This window comes from Anaerococcus groningensis, from assembly GCF_046365465.1.
Taxonomy (GTDB): Bacteria; Bacillota; Clostridia; order Tissierellales; family Peptoniphilaceae; genus Anaerococcus; species Anaerococcus groningensis.
The window spans coordinates 40,615-54,537 of record NZ_JBGMEG010000002.1; the positions used below are offsets into that span (position 1 = coordinate 40,615).

The 13,923-nt window shown below is 31.7% G+C and carries 15 protein-coding genes; all 15 read right to left on the reverse strand.

Translation table 11 applies throughout. The features are described from left to right. Window positions 1-8: 8 nt before the first annotated feature. The 15 genes from asnS to hflX all read right to left on the reverse strand — a co-directional run bounded on the left by asnS (window position 9) and on the right by hflX (window position 13,813). The gene (asnS, locus tag AB9Q04_RS01400; RefSeq protein ID WP_410023598.1) at window positions 9-1,397 is read right to left on the reverse strand and encodes an asparagine--tRNA ligase; all 1,389 of its coding nucleotides are present in this window, start codon (window positions 1,395-1,397) and stop codon (window positions 9-11) included. After that, window positions 1,387-2,706 (reverse strand): replication-associated recombination protein A, encoded by a 1,320-nt coding sequence (locus AB9Q04_RS01405; RefSeq protein ID WP_410023599.1) that lies wholly within the window; start codon window positions 2,704-2,706, stop codon window positions 1,387-1,389. Before AB9Q04_RS01405 ends, asnS begins: the two co-directional genes overlap by 11 nt. A gap of 45 nt (window positions 2,707-2,751) precedes the next feature. After that, complete coding sequence (gene nrdR, locus AB9Q04_RS01410) at window positions 2,752-3,222, reverse strand: transcriptional regulator NrdR (RefSeq protein WP_394020518.1); 471 nt, start codon at window positions 3,220-3,222, stop codon at window positions 2,752-2,754. Window position 3,223: 1 nt separating this feature from the next. Next, window positions 3,224-4,339 (reverse strand): cell division protein FtsZ, encoded by a 1,116-nt coding sequence (gene ftsZ, locus AB9Q04_RS01415; protein WP_394011676.1) that lies wholly within the window; start codon window positions 4,337-4,339, stop codon window positions 3,224-3,226. Between the two features lie 31 nt (window positions 4,340-4,370). Beyond that, window positions 4,371-5,201, reverse strand: coding sequence for a cell division protein FtsQ/DivIB (locus AB9Q04_RS01420; RefSeq protein ID WP_410023600.1), 831 nt, complete (start codon window positions 5,199-5,201; stop codon window positions 4,371-4,373). Window position 5,202: 1 nt separating this feature from the next. Further along, window positions 5,203-6,288, reverse strand: a complete 1,086-nt coding sequence (gene murG / locus AB9Q04_RS01425; protein WP_410023601.1) for an undecaprenyldiphospho-muramoylpentapeptide beta-N-acetylglucosaminyltransferase — start codon at window positions 6,286-6,288, stop codon at window positions 5,203-5,205. After that, entirely contained in the window at window positions 6,285-7,610 is a 1,326-nt protein-coding gene (murD, locus tag AB9Q04_RS01430) for a UDP-N-acetylmuramoyl-L-alanine--D-glutamate ligase (RefSeq protein ID WP_410023602.1), read from the reverse strand. Before murD ends, murG begins: the two co-directional genes overlap by 4 nt. Then, window positions 7,607-8,557, reverse strand: coding sequence for a phospho-N-acetylmuramoyl-pentapeptide-transferase (mraY, locus tag AB9Q04_RS01435; protein WP_410023603.1), 951 nt, complete (start codon window positions 8,555-8,557; stop codon window positions 7,607-7,609). Before mraY ends, murD begins: the two co-directional genes overlap by 4 nt. A 1-nt stretch (window position 8,558) precedes the next feature. Next, window positions 8,559-8,951 (reverse strand): hypothetical protein, encoded by a 393-nt coding sequence (locus AB9Q04_RS01440; protein WP_394011681.1) that lies wholly within the window; start codon window positions 8,949-8,951, stop codon window positions 8,559-8,561. Between the two features lies 1 nt (window position 8,952). Further along, window positions 8,953-9,873 carry a 16S rRNA (cytosine(1402)-N(4))-methyltransferase RsmH gene (rsmH, locus tag AB9Q04_RS01445; protein WP_410023604.1) on the reverse strand — a complete coding sequence of 307 codons (921 nt, stop codon included), beginning with the start codon at window positions 9,871-9,873 and terminating at the stop codon, window positions 8,953-8,955. Between the two features lies 1 nt (window position 9,874). Further along, complete coding sequence (gene mraZ, locus AB9Q04_RS01450; protein WP_394011683.1) at window positions 9,875-10,288, reverse strand: division/cell wall cluster transcriptional repressor MraZ; 414 nt, start codon at window positions 10,286-10,288, stop codon at window positions 9,875-9,877. Window positions 10,289-10,418: 130 nt separating this feature from the next. Continuing rightward, on the reverse strand, window positions 10,419-11,222 hold the full coding sequence (gene lgt, locus AB9Q04_RS01455) for a prolipoprotein diacylglyceryl transferase (protein ID WP_410023605.1): 804 nt from the start codon (window positions 11,220-11,222) through the stop codon (window positions 10,419-10,421). After that, entirely contained in the window at window positions 11,222-11,956 is a 735-nt protein-coding gene (locus AB9Q04_RS01460; RefSeq protein WP_410023606.1) for a YebC/PmpR family DNA-binding transcriptional regulator, read from the reverse strand. The genes lgt and AB9Q04_RS01460 overlap by 1 nt, the downstream gene beginning before the upstream one ends. Before the next feature lie 8 nt (window positions 11,957-11,964). Next, window positions 11,965-12,600 (reverse strand): YigZ family protein, encoded by a 636-nt coding sequence (locus AB9Q04_RS01465; RefSeq protein WP_410023607.1) that lies wholly within the window; start codon window positions 12,598-12,600, stop codon window positions 11,965-11,967. Further along, the gene (gene hflX / locus AB9Q04_RS01470; protein WP_410023608.1) at window positions 12,575-13,813 is read right to left on the reverse strand and encodes a GTPase HflX; all 1,239 of its coding nucleotides are present in this window, start codon (window positions 13,811-13,813) and stop codon (window positions 12,575-12,577) included. The genes AB9Q04_RS01465 and hflX overlap by 26 nt, the downstream gene beginning before the upstream one ends. Window positions 13,814-13,923: the final 110 nt, after the last annotated feature.

The following is a 13,923-nucleotide window of genomic DNA, read 5'->3' on the forward strand; positions in this document are numbered from 1 at the left end:
ATTCTCTCCTAATTTTGGCTTGAAAGTGCGTTTACATATCTTGGATAAGATACAACATCGCGGATATTTTTCATTCCTGTTACATACATAACAGCTCTTTCAAAACCTAGTCCAAATCCTGAATGTACTACTGTACCAAATCTTCTTAAATCTAAGTAGTTTTGGTAATCTTCTTCTTTAAGTCCATTTTCTTCAAAAGATTTTAGAAGTTCATCGATGTTTTCTTCCCTTTGAGATCCACCGATTAGCTCACCTACTCCTGGCACTAGCATATCGAAAGCTGCAACTGTCTTACCATCAGTATTTCTTTTCATATAGAAGGCTTTTATATCTTTTGGATAGTCAGTTACAAATACTGGACCATTTACTATTACTTCTGAAAGGTATCTCTCATGTTCTGTTTGTAAGTCCATGCCCCATTCTACTGGGAATTCGAAATCTTGACCGCTTGCTTTAAGCTTTTCTATTGCTTCTGTATAAGTTACTCTGGCAAACTCTTTGCTTCTAACTTGTTCAAGTCGATCAAATAATCCTTCATCTATAAATCTATTAAAAAATTCCATTTCATCTGGGTTATTTTCTAGTAGGTAATCAATTACATATTTAATCATATCTTCTGCAACATCCATGGCTTGATTATAATCTGCAAAGGCCATTTCTGGTTCTAGCATCCAGAACTCTGCGGCATGTCTTGGTGTGTTTGATAATTCTGCTCTAAATGTAGGTCCAAATGTATATACATCACCAAAAGCTAGTGCATAGTCTTCTGCTTCTAATTGTCCAGAAACAGTTAAATAAGATTTTTTACCAAAGAAATCTTTATTGTAATCTACACTTCCATCTTCTGTAATTGGAGCATCACTTGGATCAATTGTTGTTATATTAAACATCTCTCCAGCACCTTCTGCATCTAATCCTGTTACTATTGGTGGGTTTACATATAAAAATCCACGTTCTTGGAAAAATTGGTGAAGAGCAAATGCTAGTGAACTTCTTACTTTAAATACTGCTCTATAAGTATTTGTTCTTGGGCGAAGGTGAGGAATAGTTCTCATAAACTCTAAAGTTTGTCTTTGTTTTTGGATAGGAAACTTATCTGAAGATTCACCTAGAACTTTTATTTCTTCTGCTTGGATTTCATATGGAGTTTTGTTATTACCAGTTGCAACTAATTTACCTTTTACTTCTAAACTAGCTGATAAAAATTGGTGAGAAAGCTCATCATAAGCTGGGTAGTCAGCTCCAACCACAACTTGGAGATTTTTAAAGGTACTACCATCATTTAGCTCAATAAATCCTACATTTTTTCCAAATCTAGAATTTCTTATCCAGCCGCTTACAACCACTTCTTGGTCCACATACGAATCAACATCTTTTAAAATTTCTCTAATCTTCATTAGTTCCATCCTTCCTTTTTTTAAGTTTTTCATTTAGTTCTTTTTCATAGCCTATCTCAAGGGCCTGGTAAAATTTCTCTCCTACGAAATCATCTGGTAGGTAAGTTTGCTCTACATATCCACCATAAGAATGAGGGTATAAATACTCTTCATGGATTAAATTTTTACTTCCTTGATAATGGGCATCTTTTAATTTATTTGGCACTTCTTTATCCCTATTTTCTCTAACAAATTTTAAAGCCTTATCTATAGCAAGATAAGTTGAATTACTTTTATCTGCTAGAGCCAAGTAAGTTACAGTTTGAGCTAAAATAATGCGTGCTTCTGGCATACCTACTGTATTTACTGCATCAAAAGTATTTGTTGCAAGAATTAAAGCCTGTGGGTCTGCATTTGAAATATCTTCTGCTGCAAAAATAATCATACGACGAGCAATGAATTTTATATCTTCCCCAGATTCTAGCATTTTTGCCAAATAATATAGGGCGGCATCTGGATCTGACCCTCTCATAGACTTTATAAAAGCTGAGATAGTATCATAGTGCCTGTCACCCTTTTTGTCATAGATAGCAATCTTTTTTTGAATAGAATTTTCGATTGTATCCTTGCCTATATTTATTTTACCATCTTTCTCATTTTCTGAAAATATAGCAATTTCTAAGGCATTTAAAAGAGCCCTGCTATCCCCATTTGAATATTTTATTAATGTATTTCTAGCTTCATCATCTATAGATACATTTTTGCTTTGTAAAATAGTATCCTTGCTAAGAGCCAAATTGATCAAATCATTAAGCTCATCATCAGATAGGGATTGTAACTCAAAAACATACATTCGAGAAATCAGGGCTTTATTCACTTCAAAATAGGGATTTTCTGTAGTTGCTCCTATCAAAATAATTGTAGAATCTTCTACAAAAGGAAGTAAATAGTCTTGCTGAGACTTATTAAACCTATGAATCTCATCTATAAATAGGATAGTTTTTTTATTTTCATATTTAAGATTATCTTTTGCTATCTCAATTTTCTTTTTTACATCTGCTATCCCACTAGTAACTGCAGATAACTCTTCATAAGCCATGTGAGTTGTTTCTGAAATAATTTTTGCTAGAGTTGTCTTACCAACCCCAGGTGGCCCATAAAAAATCATTGAATAAATTCTATCAGCCTTTATCATACGACTAATTATTTTGCCATCGCCTACTAGATGCTTTTGGCCAATGTAGGTTTCTAAAGTTTTTGGCCTTAGTCTATCAGCAAGGGGCGCCGATTTTTCTAATTCTCTTTGTCTATTTAGCTCAAATAAATCCATGTTTGCCTTTCTAGTACAAAAAAAGATGCAGCGGATTCTGCATCATTAATCTTTACTGGCATCTTTTTTATCTCTTAAATTAACAATTTCATTATAAAATGAATCGACATCTTTAAATTCTCTATAAACTGAAGCAAATCTAACATATGCCACAGGATCTAAATCTTTTAGCTCATCCATGACAAGCTCTCCGATATAGGTCGATGTAACTTCTTTTTTGCCTGTATGGTTTATTTTAATTTCCACATTTTTAGCTACTTGCTCAATTTGATCCAGAGACACGGGTCTTTTTTGACAGCTTTTTACAATCCCATTTATAATTTTGGATCGGTCATAGGCCTCACGGGTTTCATCCTTTTTTATAACCATAATGGTAATATCCTCATAGCGTTCATAAGTTGAAAATCTTTTTTGACAATCTTCGCAAAGTCTCCTACGTCTTATAGCTGTATCATCTTCAGTGGTCCTTGAGTCCAGTACCTTTGTGTTATTTGAATGACAATACGGGCATTTCATATTATTTTAAGAAATCTGGTAGATCTATATCATCAAATGGGTTTGAGCTTTTTCTTTTTTCCTCTACTGGACGAGATGTTCTTGCTTGTGATTCATATTCTGATCTAGAATTTCTAGTTGGAGCATTCATCTCAGCTCCTCTAGAAGAAGTAGGTCTACCTTGGTTATCAAAACCTGTTGCGATAACAGTAATTTTGATTTCATCTCCCATAGATTCATCGGAACCAACACCGAAGATAATATTTGCATCAGAGTCAATATTATCACGGATAAGTTCAGCTGCCTCATTTGCTTCCATAAGTCCAACTTCTGCAGCTGTAACATTAAGAAGAACTGCTTTAGCTCCTTCAATTGATGTTTCAAGAAGTGGTGAGTTAACTGCAGCTTTAGCAGCATCTACAGCTCTATTTTCACCTGCAGCACGTCCTATACCCATGTGTGCAATGCCTTGATCAGACATAATTGATTCAACGTCTGCAAAGTCAAGGTTGATTACGTTTGGTATAGCGATTAGTTCTGAAATACCACTTACTGCATCCATTAAAACATTATCAGCTAATTTAAACGCATCTACCATGGAAGTTCTTTTTTCAACTATTTGTAGCAATCTATCATTTGGAATAGTAATAAGGGTATCTACATTTTCTTTTAGTCTTTCAATACCAGCTTCTGCTTGTGATTGTCTTTTTCTACCTTCAAATGTAAATGGTTTTGTAACTACACCTACTGTTAAGATGTCCATATCCTTTGCAACACCTGCAACAACTGGAGCAGCACCTGTACCAGTACCACCACCCATTCCAGCAGTGATAAATACCATATCAGCTCCTTTTAGAGCTTCTGTTATATCATTTTTAGATTCTTCTGCAGCTTTTTCACCAACAGATGGATTTGCACCTGCACCAAGACCTCTAGTAAGTTTTTCACCAATTTGTAATCTTAAATCAGCGTTTGATTCTTGTAGAGTTTGTAAATCAGTATTTACTGCTACAAATTCTACTCCTGATAGTCCATTATCTCTCATGCGACTGATAGCGTTATTTCCACCACCACCAACTCCGATAACTTTAATTTTAGCTAAAGAGTTATCATCCATTTCCATGTTTATGTTTGCCATATTTTCCCCCGTGTTCTAGTTTCATTTTTGTTTAATAATTTAGATTATCGCTATATGAGTTAGGGCTTACTTTTACTATAGGATTTTTTCCATTATCTAAGTCTATTGCTGTAATTTCAATAGATTTTTCCCTTGAATCATTTAGGATATTATCTAAAATTTTAAGTTTATAGTCTATGTCGTTCAAATCTCCGAATTTCACATCTATATCATTTAACATTATACCAATTTGAGCCTTGTTTTCCAAATTTAATTGATTTACCTCATTAAAATATGAAAATCCTTGAATCGCCTTTAAAAAATTTATACTTGCTTCTGATCCTGTGAAGTTTTCTCCTATTTCACTTCTAAGTTTAGCACCCTTTATTTCTTTTAATAAGCTCTTATCAAACTCTCCTATATCTTCTCCAAGTAAGGAACCAGTATTTGAAATATAATAGTCTTTCCCATCACTATTTTGAAAAAATAAAGGATAATTTTCTTCTACATTTATATTTAAAAGATTTGGAAAAACTTTTTTTATGCTTGCATTTTCTATATAAGGCAGCTTTTTTATATTCGCTTCATTTTTCTCTGGCTTATACAAAATGATATTTTCTCCAATAGGATTACCTATTTCAGCTATAATTTCCCCATCAGATGTTGCATTATTGCCTGTTATATAGATATTTGATATTTTCATATAATTATTCAAATATATACTATACAGTATAGAAGCTAGGGCTAGAAAAATCAGAAATATTGTAAAGCCTTTACTAAAAAGTTTTACATTCTTTTCTTTACTGTGTTTCTTAGCCACATATTTTTTATTTACTGTCTTACCATCTTTTTTTAAGTATCTATCTTCATTGGAATTTTGCATATTAATTCTCGGTCAACTCTAAAACTAGCTTTAAAATAGCATCGCTTGCACCATCTTGAGCAAGTTTGGCACTATTTTTTCCCATTTCTTCTAGTTTCTCTTTATCATTTATCACACTCATAATATTGTTATATAAGATTTTTCCATCAAGTTCTTTTTCTAATATCATAAGAGAGGCGCCATTTTTTACATAGGTTTCAGCATTATATTGCTGATGGTTTTCTGTTGTGTAGCCTTTTGGTATAAGTATCGATGGTTTTTTTACACTTGATATTTCAGCCAGACTCATAGCCCCACTTGATGCGATTATTAAATCACTTACTGCATAAAAAAGGTCTATATTATCTATATAAGGGAATACTTTTAGGTACTTATTTTCTGGTAAATCTTTTATAAAATCATCAAAGTTTCTCTTACCTGTTTGATGAAGCAAATAAAAATCACCCTTAAGATTTGCTGCTAGTTCTTTAACTGCCTTATTCAAAGCATAGGAACCATTTGATCCACCAAAGGAAAATACTACTGGTATATCTTTGCCTATCCCTAATTTTTCCAAATCATCATCAGTATAAGTATCATTAAAGTTATTTCTAACTGGGTTTCCAGTAACTACTATTTTTTCTTTGTGTTTAAAGTGCTTAATAGCTTCTGCATAGGAAATACATACATAGTCTACTTTTTTTGATAAATATTTGGATGTGATACCTGGATAAGAGTTTGACTCATGGATAATTGTTGGGACTTTTAGTTTAGCAGCTTGATAGATAATAGGTCCACATACATATCCACCTGTACCTATAGCTATATCAGGTTTAAATTCATTTATGATTCTTCTAGCTGATTTAAAACCCTTCATATTTGTTGATAGGGATTTGAAAAATTTTTTGTTTATTTTTCTTGGCATCCCCATTCCTTCTATAGGTTCAAAGTTATAGCCATATTTTTTTGCAATTGTTTCTTCAGGTCCGCCCTTAATTCCTACATATAAAATATTTACATCTTCAATATTTTCTTGGATTTTTTGGGCTATGGCTATGGCAGGATAAATATGTCCACCGGTGCCTCCCCCAGAAATAATTACATTCATTTTATCATTCCTTTATATTTTTCTATTTTTTCTTTAAAATCTCTGCCTCTTATTTCATAGGACTTATACATATCCCAGCTTGCGCTAGCTGGGGATAAGAGTATTACATTATTTTTGCTTGCATTTTCTAATGCAATTTTTACGGATTGTTCCATATCTTCTGCTAAGATATAGTTTATACCTTCTTCTTCACAAAGTTTTTTAAGTTGGTCTTTGGTTTCTCCCATAATGACCATAAGTTTACCATTTTCTTTAAAAGCTTTTACATATTCACTATAATCTATTTTTTTATCATAGCCACCAGCTATAATTATTATAGGATTTGTAAAGGAATTAATGGCCTTTACTGCACTATCCACATTTGTAGCTTTGGAGTCGTTATAAACTTTCACTCCCTTTATTTCATCTACCAACTCTAAACGATGTTCTATAGATACAAATGTTTTAGCAGCCTTAGCAATAGAAACAAAGTCTAGACCAAATAAATAACACTCTAACATAGCGGCCATTAAATTTTCGTAATTGTGGTTGCCAATTATTTTTAATTCATCGGTATTTAAGACTTCTATCTTTTGTTGCTCATCTTTATAATAAATTATATTTTCATCTAAATATAAGCCTTTTTCTACTGGATTGGTAGATGAAAACTCATAAATATTTGCCCTAAAACTATTTTTGCTTTTTTGTAGTATCTCATCATTTTTATTCAATATTAAATAATCATCTTCTGTTTGCTTAGCAGTTATATTTAATTTAGATGATATATAATCATTCAAATCCCCATGCCAGTCTATGTGATCTGGTGTAATATTTAAAATACTTGCAATATGAGGGTGGAATTTATAAGTATTTTTTAATTGAAATGAAGATAACTCCTCTACAAAAACGACATCTTTATTATACATCTGCCATAAAATACCCTCACCAATATTACCAACTGATACTGCCTTTACTCCCGACTCATTTAGTATATGAGTTATCATTGAGGTAGTAGATGTTTTTCCGTTTGTGCCAGTAATAGCTAATATTTTTTTCTCAGGAAATAACCTATATGATAGTTCTATATCACTAATAATCTCATACTTTTTACTTAGTTTTTTTACTATATCATCACTTGGTTTTATACCTGGAGATTTTACTACAAATTCATAATCATATTCTGTCAAATTTAAAACAGAAATAGGGCTATAATCATAGCCCTTTAATTCATCAATTTCTTCTTTATTTTTGTCAAAAGTATAAACATCATATCCCATCTTAGATAAAGTTTTTGCTGTAGATATGCCGCTTACACCTAGTCCATAAATTAAAACTTTTTTCATAATATAGCCACCAAAGTAATTAAACATAAAATAACAGATACTATGCTAAATGCTGAAACAATTTTAGGTTCTTTGTATCCTTTTAATTCAAAATGGTGATGGATAGGAGTCATTAAAAATACTCTTTTTTTGTTACGATGTCTGTAGGATAAGACTTGAATAATAACTGATAAAGTTTCCATAACATATACTCCACCAAAAATAACCAAATAAATTGGAATTTTTTCTATAATAGCTAAAGCAACAATCGCACCACCAATGGCCATTGATCCTGTATCTCCCATAAAAACCGAAGCTGGATTTGTATTAAAATATAAAAATCCTAATAAGGAACCAAATAAGATTATAGAAAATATTCTAGTACTATCTGATGTTGCTAATAAAAATAAGCAAAGAGCAACAGGTAGTGTAACACTTGTTGCGAGTCCATCTAAACCATCAGTTAGGTTTACTGCATTTGTTGTACCTACTATTATAAATACCAAAATTGGAAACCCTAAAAAGCTTACATGTAAAGGATAGTTTGAAAATGGAATAGTTAGATATGTAACACTTTTCTTATCATTTACATAAGCTAGGATTACTAATAAAATAGCCAAACCAAACTGAAGAATGATTTTTTCATTTGGTTTTAGTCCTTCAGATTGCTTTAAAACTAATTTTCTAAAATCATCTATAAAGCCTATAGCTCCATAACCTATAAATGAAATTAAAATAATAGCTGTACTCAAGTTGAAGGGAACAAATATAAGTGTCATCAAAAAGGCTGCTATTAAAAATATAATTCCACCCATAGTAGGTGTTCCTGCCTTCTGGTAATGACTTTTTGGACCTTCTTTTCTAATATTTTGGCCAACTTTCATATTTTTTAATATAGGCAATATTACATAACCTAATACTATAGTTGTAATAATAGTTATCAACGTTATTTTAAATATTTCATTCATATTAATTATCTATTCTTTCTGCTCCAGTTTTCTCGTACACCATTCCTAATTCTTCTAAAGCATACCTTTGTATACGATTTATATCTACTGTATTCTCAAGTTTTGCTTCTAGTCTATCTCTTTTTAACTCTTGTGAAATAGTTTCACTAGCTAATTTTCTATATTCTGCTCTTTTTGCCAACAATTGATTTCTTGTATTTAGAGTAAAATATCCAAGTGTCAAAACTAGAGCTAGAGTTAGAATAGATATTGTAAGTTTAGTCTTTCTGTCCTTTTTTTGCTGAATTTTTATATTTTTTTTCCTACTGGACTTTGGACTATCTTTTGCCTTTAATCTTTTTCTATCTTGGTTTGTATTTCTTGTTTGTGTTGCTTTTTGTATTCTTTCCGCCATATTAAATCCTCTGACACACTCTAAGTTTGGCGCTCTTTGCCCTAGAGTTTTCTTTTAGTTCTTTTTTACTTGCTATAATAGGTTTTTTTGTTATTATTTCAACCTTAGCTTTATGATTGCAAGCACATACTGGTAGCCCAGGTGGGCATATGCAATCTTTTTCTAATTCTTTAAAAGTATTTTTTACAATACGATCTTCTAAAGAATGGAAGGTTATAACGCACAGTCTACCATCTTTATTCAGATAATCTATTACTTTTTCTAAAGTATTTTCTAAGACCTCAAGCTCTCTATTTACTTCAATTCTTAGTGCTTGAAACACTCTTTTTTCCGGATGGGCTTCTTTTGATCTAACAGATTTATTTATCAAATCTCTTAGTTTAAAAGTAGTATCTATTCGCTGTTCATCTCTAGTTTCTACAATATTTCTAGCTATGGTTTTTGAAAATCTTTCTTCTCCATATTTAGAAAATATTTCTTGAAGCTCATCCAAAGAGTATTCATTTACGATTTTTTCTGCTGTTAACTCATTGTTAGTATCCATTCTCATATCTAAAGGTCCATCGTGCATATAAGAAAATCCACGATCTGCATTATCTATTTGATATGAGCTGACACCTATATCCATCAAAGCACCATCAATCTTATCAATGCCTAACTCATCTAATACCTTATCTAAATTTTCAAAATTACTTTTTACAAAAGTCACATTTGAAAATTTAGATAAATTTTTTTTAGCTGCATTTAGAGCATCTTGGTCCTGGTCTAGGGCTATTAACCTACCATTTTCAGATAAATTTTCTAAAATTCTTTTACTATGACCGCCCTTGCCTAAAGTAAGATCTACATAAATTCCATCAGATTTAATATTTAAATTTTCTATTACTTCATCAGCTAAAACTGATATGTGTTTAAATTCCATATTAATCATCCATTATATCGGATAAGTTCACCTCAACTTCATTTATGTAATCATTCCATTCATTTACATCCCAGACTTCAATAGTAAGGTTATTGCCAATAATCATAGCTTCACCTTCTATGTGGGCATAGTCTCTTAAATTTTTATTTAATAAAAGTCTGCCTTGTTTATCAAGACTGGTTTTTACAGTGGATGAGAAAAATAATCTCTTGATTGCCCTATTTTTCTTATTTTCATTTATAAGTTCATCAAGTCTTTTACTCTGCCTTTGAAATTCTTCTGTAGTATAAATAACTAAAGAATTTTCAGGTCCTTTTGTGATAAAAAACTCATCGCTTAGGTCATCACGGAACTCACTTGGCATTATTATTCTATTTTTAGAATCTAATTTATGAGTAAATTCCCCTAAAAACAACTTTTTACCACCTTAAACCACTTTATTCCACTTTATAATTATTTTATCCTATAAGAGATAAAAAATCAAACAAAAAAGCCGGCTACAAAGCCGGCTTATTTTTTTAGTTTATTAATAAAATATTAGGTAATTACTGAAATCTAATAATGTTTGGTTCTTTTTCTTTGACTTTATTTTTTGGCTTAAAGTATGGTGGGAGATTTTTTTTATTTGCATATATAAATAACAAAACTCCACCTATTACAAATAATAAGGATATGAGTTGGGCTGTTCTAAATTGTCCCCAGTATAGGGAATCTGTTCGAAGTCCTTCTACAAAGTATCTTAGTATACCATAGCCTATAAGATAAGACGCTGTAACCTTACCCTTATCTGGGTTCTTTTTGATAGCATTAATCAAGATTAAAAAAATTATTACATCTCCTATTGACTCATATAAAAATGTAGGATGTACTTTTTGCCCATCAATAATTATTCCCCAAGGTAGGTCTGTTGGACCACCGTGGGCTTCTTGATTCATAAAATTTCCCCAACGACCAATTCCTTGGCCTAGGGCAAGCGATGGCGTAAGAATATCTGTCATATCTAAAAATGGTACTAGATGCTTTTTACAATAGAAATATAAGGCTAGGGCGCCAAATATTATTCCACCATGGATAGCAAGCCCTCCTCCACGGATGTTTAGAATTTGACCTGGATTTTGTGAATAATAATCCCATTCAAATAAAACATACCAAAATCTTGCTCCTAGTATACCTATAGGGATTATTACAAATAAAGCATCGTAGATAAAGTCTTCATCAAAACCACGCCTCATGGCTTCCTTTTTTGCAAAGTATGAACCTAGCAACATACCTGCAATTATAATAAGGGCATACCAGCGAATTTCTATACCAAAAATAGAAAAAGCCACTGGATCAAAATTAAATTCCATTATTCTTCCTCCCTAGGTGCATCCCAGTTGGTATATACCTCTTGAACATCATCGTTATCTTCTAGGGTATCAATTAATTTTTCTAGTTTTTGGTGATGTTCACTGGCTACTTCTATTTCGTTTTGAGCTATATAAGATATTTCAGAACGCTCTACCTTATATCCAGCATTTTTTAGATTTTCTACTGCATCATTAAAGGTCTCGATACTTGTAATAGCTTCAAAATATTCGTCTTCTTCTATTACATCATCTGCTCCAGCTTCAAGGGCATCCATCATAAATTGATCAAAATCTTTGTCAGTATTATTTACTAAAATCTCACCCTTGTGGTCAAACATAAACATTACTGATCCGTCTGTTCCAAGGTTTCCTCCATTTTTATCAAAAGCATGACGTACATCTGGAGCTGTTCTTTGAACATTATCTGTTAAGCAATCAACTATTACTGCAACTCCACCTGGACCATAACCTTCATAAATTATTCTAGAATAGTTATCTCCAGCCCCTTCTCCACTAGCTTTTTTTATAGCTCTATCAATATTATCATTTGGCATATTATCAGCTTTTGCTTTATCAATAGCTTGTTTTAAGGCTGGGTTATAATCTGGATTATCTCCTCCTTGTCTAGCTGCTACTGTTATATTTCTAGCATGTTTTGTAAAAATTTTACCTCTTTTAGCATCTTCATTGCCTTTTTTATTTTTAATCTTGCTCCACTTATTGTGTCCTGACATATATCCTCCTATTTACTAAAAAGCATAACTGCTTCTTTATTTATTATTTTTATATTATCGCTTGTTAGGTTAATTAAATCAGACTTTACCTTATCAAAGTCTTCTTCTCTTATATACAAACTTATCTTAACTTCATCGGTATAGGCTTTATCTATTACCTTAAAGTTATGCTCATTTATATAATTTTCTATTATCCCAAGTAAGCCATAAGAATGAATTAATTCTACTACAAAAAATGGTCTTTTGTAAATTACATTATTTTCTAAAGTCTCACTTACTCCCCTGCCATAAGCTCTAACTAAGCCGCCTTTGCCTAAAAGTTTACCACCAAAATATCTAGTAACTACTGCAGCAACATTGGTTACTTCTTCTTTTTCTAAAACTGAAAGCATAGGAAGCCCTGCCGATCCTTGAGGCTCGCCGTTATCATTATATATTTTTACTACGGGAGTTTCATTTATGATAAAGGCTGTACAATTATGAGTAGCATCCTTATATTTTTCAGAAATTTCATCTATAAACTTATTAGCTTCTTCCTCACTTTCTACATGGGCCATGGTTGTTATAAATCTTGATTTTTCTTCTTCAAATTCAGTTTGTATTTGCCCTTTTATCGTCTTATATGCCTTGGATATATTTTCCATATTTTTCCATATCCCCTTTTGAAATTTCAAATTGTATATTTGTTCCATCCTCATCATATTCGGTTGCTAGGATGTCATAATTTGTCATCATGTAATCTAGGATGTCCCCATCTGCAAAAGGAATGTGCATCTTTACCATCTTATAATTTGCCTTTATGATACTTACTATTTTGTCTTTTATTCTTTCTAAATCTTCATCCTCCCTTGCAGAAATATAAATTCTTTCCTGCTCTCTTTTAAAAAGTTTTACTGCAAAGTCATTTTCTACCTTATCCATTTTGTTAAATACATAAAGTATATCTTTTTTATCCATATCAATACCTTCTATAGCTGTCTCTATAGCATGAATTTGATGCTCAATATTGTGGCTTGCATCAATTACTATCATAAGCATATCAGCAAACTTTATTTCATCTAGAGTTGTTAAAAAAGAATCATTTAATTCATCTGATAAATTATCTATAAAACCAACCGTATCTGTCAAGGTTACTTTCGTATTTGCAAAATCTAATCTTCTAGTTGATGTATCTAGGGTTGCAAAAAGTAAGTCATCTGAATAGACAAACTTTTCTTGGCCGTATAAGTGCATCATGCCGTTTAAAATTGTAGATTTTCCAGCGTTAGTATAACCTAATAGAGAAATATTTGTAATATTTTTACGAGCTTCTCTATTTATTCTTTTTGTTTTTTCAATATCTTTTAGCTGTCTTTCTAGTGATTTTATATCACGAACCACAGCACGCCTATCCGTTTCAAGCATAGTTTCCCCAGGTCCTCTAGTACCAATACCCCCTGCCTGACGGGATAGATAAGAAAACCATTTGTTAAGACGTGGTAATTGGTATTTTAATTGAGCTAATTTGATTTTAAGTCTACTTTCTTTAGTATTTGCTCTTTGAGCAAAAATATCCAGTATTAAAGTAGTCCAATCTACCACATGTAATTTTAGTTCTTCCTCTAAATTATAAAGCTGACTAGCTGATAGCTCTACATCTAAGATAACTGTTTTAACTTCTAACTTTTCTGCTAAATCTTTTATCTCAGCAACCTTTCCCTTGCCAATATAGTATCTTGGATTTACTTTATCTACTATTTGGCTAACGTAAGCTATCGTTGTACCACCAGCTGTATTTATAAGCGATTCTAGTTCATAAATCTTATTTTCTTCATCATCGTCTCTTTTTAAGACATTTACCTGTATAACTTCTTGCATAAACTCCCTTTCTTTTGTTAATTATACGATTAAGTTAAAATTTATAAAGAATAATCAATATGGATAAATTGCCGAATAAATGATAAAATGTATTAATAAAATATCTAAAT

Coding starts and splice junctions, on each gene's coding strand:
- AB9Q04_RS01440 (WP_394011681.1), bottom strand. CDS start 8,951: ATGGCGGAAAGAATACAAAAAGCAACACAAACAAGAAATACAAACCAA.
- AB9Q04_RS01460 (WP_410023606.1), bottom strand. CDS start 11,956: ATGTCAGGACACAATAAGTGGAGCAAGATTAAAAATAAAAAAGGCAAT.
- lgt (WP_410023605.1), bottom strand. CDS start 11,222: ATGGAATTTAATTTTGATCCAGTGGCTTTTTCTATTTTTGGTATAGAA.
- AB9Q04_RS01465 (WP_410023607.1), bottom strand. CDS start 12,600: ATGGAAAATATATCCAAGGCATATAAGACGATAAAAGGGCAAATACAA.
- asnS (WP_410023598.1), bottom strand. CDS start 1,397: ATGAAGATTAGAGAAATTTTAAAAGATGTTGATTCGTATGTGGACCAA.
- rsmH (WP_410023604.1), bottom strand. CDS start 9,873: ATGGAATTTAAACACATATCAGTTTTAGCTGATGAAGTAATAGAAAAT.
- AB9Q04_RS01405 (WP_410023599.1), bottom strand. CDS start 2,706: ATGGATTTATTTGAGCTAAATAGACAAAGAGAATTAGAAAAATCGGCG.
- mraY (WP_410023603.1), bottom strand. CDS start 8,557: ATGAATGAAATATTTAAAATAACGTTGATAACTATTATTACAACTATA.
- nrdR (WP_394020518.1), bottom strand. CDS start 3,222: ATGAAATGCCCGTATTGTCATTCAAATAACACAAAGGTACTGGACTCA.
- ftsZ (WP_394011676.1), bottom strand. CDS start 4,339: ATGGCAAACATAAACATGGAAATGGATGATAACTCTTTAGCTAAAATT.
- murG (WP_410023601.1), bottom strand. CDS start 6,288: ATGAATGTAATTATTTCTGGGGGAGGCACCGGTGGACATATTTATCCT.
- AB9Q04_RS01420 (WP_410023600.1), bottom strand. CDS start 5,201: ATGCAAAATTCCAATGAAGATAGATACTTAAAAAAAGATGGTAAGACA.
- murD (WP_410023602.1), bottom strand. CDS start 7,610: ATGAAAAAAGTTTTAATTTATGGACTAGGTGTAAGCGGCATATCTACA.
- hflX (WP_410023608.1), bottom strand. CDS start 13,813: ATGCAAGAAGTTATACAGGTAAATGTCTTAAAAAGAGACGATGATGAA.